This is a genomic window from Oleiphilus sp. HI0123 (assembly GCF_001635315.1).
Genome location: NZ_LWGE01000757.1, coordinates 1 through 2,858, shown reverse-complemented (window position 1 = coordinate 2,858; position 2,858 = coordinate 1). Strand labels below are relative to the sequence as shown.

The 2,858-nt window shown below is 44.9% G+C and carries 3 protein-coding genes; all 3 read right to left on the bottom strand.

Features of this window, described 5'->3' with window-relative positions; genetic code table 11:
• Positions 1-1,598 (bottom strand): VWA domain-containing protein (locus tag A3761_RS26160; protein WP_068750009.1); only part of this gene is annotated, 1,598 nt, incomplete at its 3' end.
• The gene (locus tag A3761_RS06705) at positions 1,598-2,656 is read right to left on the bottom strand and encodes a VWA domain-containing protein (RefSeq protein ID WP_068506432.1); all 1,059 of its coding nucleotides are present in this window, start codon (positions 2,654-2,656) and stop codon (positions 1,598-1,600) included. The genes A3761_RS26160 and A3761_RS06705, both read right to left, overlap by 1 nt.
• On the bottom strand, positions 2,649-2,858 hold a 210-nt coding region (locus A3761_RS27215), incomplete at its 5' end, for a hypothetical protein (protein ID WP_197472913.1). The genes A3761_RS06705 and A3761_RS27215, both read right to left, overlap by 8 nt.

Here is a 2,858-nt window from a genome sequence, read left to right as displayed (position 1 = left end):
TTTTCGTCTTCTGAGCTACCTGACTGTTGATCCTGTGATTTTTCTCGGTTTTGTTGTTTGCCACCATCTTGGCTTTCAGAATTATCGGGCTTACCCTGNTCCTGGTTCTCCTGGTTCTCCTGGTTCTCCTGGTTCTCCTGGTTCTCCTGGTTCTCCTGGTTCTCCTGGTTCTCCTGGTTCTCCTGGTCACTGTTTTGTTTCTGCTCGTTTTCCTGTTGAAGTTTCTCTATTAGTTCTTTGTTTGATTTTGCGTCTTGATGATCCGGGTTTTGCTTCAATACTTGCTCGTAAGCATCGAGTGCTTCCTGGAATTTTTGGTTCCTTGCCAGACTGTTCCCCAAGTTGTACAAAGCATCCTGTGAGGGGAGTGTTTCGTATAACTTCGCAGCTTGCTCGTAATTTCCAGCGCGATAATGAGCGGCTGCCTTATGTTCTATGGATTCAAATTTCTCGGCAGCCTCAGTGTAGGACTGTTGCTTCATTAGCTCTTGAGCTTGCTGGTCTTGGGTCTTAAACAAGTCTCTTGCTTCAAGGGCGTGTGAGGTTTCTGGTAAAGAAATAAGCGATATCGAAATAAACAGCGCTAGAAGTGTGTTTTGTCGATACGCAAAAAGCGCAAAAGGTATTATTAAGAATAACAGCAAATAACCGGCATCTTCCCAGGCATCAAAGGTACGAAAACTTTCTTGCTTGTCAGTATTGTTCGCTTTTGCTTTTCTCAGTCGTTCACCCGTGATATCAAGCGCCTCTAGGTCGTGATCATCTAGGGACATTTTAACCATCTTGCCGCGATTTACCCCTGCAAGACTGTCCAATAGTTTGAAAGGAGTCTGTGGGATGACGATCTCGCCCTGGCTTTTAAAATATCCTTTTCCGGGTATATCTATCGGCCCGCCTTCTTTGGTACCTACTGCAAGAACATCTAGATGGATATTCTTGCTACTCAAGGCATCTGAAATACGTTCATTTTGCTCTTGCGTGCTACTGTCTGCAATCAGGATAACGCGACCTGATCGTGAGTTGTTTTGTTTGAATAGCTCAATTGCTTGGTTCACGGCATTATCTGGTCTGCTTCCGATAACCGGCATAATAAAAGGGTCAAGTGCTTCAAGGCTGGCTTTGATTGTATTTATGTCATCTGTTAAGGGTGTAACGATATGACTATCCCCAGAAAATACGATAAGTGAGGTGTTTCCTTCTGTGCGCAGTGCTAGCAGGTCGTGAAGTTTCTGCTTTGCTCTAACGAGTCTGCTGGGTTTTACATCGGTGGCAAGCATTGATACGGATAGGTCAAGAATGACTACCATATCGTCTTGTAGTTGTGCAACGGGCCTAGGTTTTTGTTCCCAGCTCGGGCCAGAAAGCCCAATAATGGCTAGCAATAACAACAAAATTGGCGGCCAGTTTTTTTTGCCTGATTCATTATCACTGGATGCAGGAGTTAAATGCTTCAAAAGCTCAGGGTCGATGCTTCGGCTCCAATCTCCGCTTCGTTGATTAAACTGCCGCAGGATAAGCCAGACAAAAGGCAGTGCTAGCAAGCAAGTTAGCCAAAATGGACGTAAAAAATGAAAATTGGCGAGTAAATCTAGATTCACTATTGCTTGTCTCCTCTTAGGGAAGAGAAGAAAGTGGTAAAGCGTGAGCTAGATGCATAACTCACAACTAAAGCGGCCAGATAAAAACACAGGCTTATTGACAGGAAATATACAAGCAAAGATTTAGTGGGCCGATAGCTTCTGCTGTCTTGTTCGATTGGTTCAAGCTCATTGATGAGCTGGTATATCGCGTTTAATTCTTCAGTGTTTCGGGCCCTAAAATACTTGCCGTCAGTGACTTCGGCAATTGCATTTAGCATGTCTTCGTCCAGATCAGCTGAGGGGTTGACCTTTTGAGTGCCAAAAAAGCTTCGTCGGTAAAGCTCGTCGGCACCAATACCAATCGTATAAATAATGATGTCTTCTTGAGCTGCTAACTGTGCAGCTTTTTCGGGGGGGATCTCGCCAGCGGTATTCGCGCCGTCGCTAAGTAATATGAGAACGCGGCTATCTTTCGGTCTTTCCCTTAGGCGTTTAACACCAAGACCGATAGCATCGCCGATAGCCGTTGCTTTACCTGCCATACCTAAGTAAGCCTCTTGCAGTAGTGTGTTGACCGTTTTTGTGTCGAATGAAAGCGGCGATTGGATATAGGGCTCAGAGCCAAACAGTATTAAGCCGATGCGGTCACCTTTTCTTTGCGTAACGAAGGAAGAGACAACATTTTTGACAACGTCCAAGCGAGATACAAACTCATCATCTAATTTAAGGTCTGTTTCTTTCATGCTTGGTGATATATCGATTGCCAGCATCAAGTCTCTTCCACTTAGCGGGAGGTTTACTTTTTCTCCGTAGTAAGTAGGCCTGGAGGCTGCAACTATTAGAAAACACCACGCAAAAGCCAGTAGGTATTTACTTAGTTTGCTATGGGTTTTTCCTTCTGGTGCACGTGACAGTTTCAGTGCTTTTACTGTTTCATAGAGTGGAAGCTGCGGCGCTCTATAGTTTGTGGTGCTTTGATTTGCTCGCCGAGGGATGAGCAAAGGAATTGGCAAAAGTAATAGCGCAAGAGGCCAAACTAGCCCAAAGTTAAGTGCTTCTAAGAGATTATCAAGCATGACGTAGGCCTCGAATCCATTTTTCGATTAGCATCAATTGCTCGGTATTTATACGAGGGCAATTCCGTTGGTAAATCTCGTGACAGAGGATGTCTAGTAAGTCGCTCGGCAGTATTACTTTGTTTTGCGTTGTGTTGAGAGTATCGCCCCATTTGTCAGCGGTGTCGCTAAGGTGTGCAGTAGAGCTTGAGTTCCCGGCAAG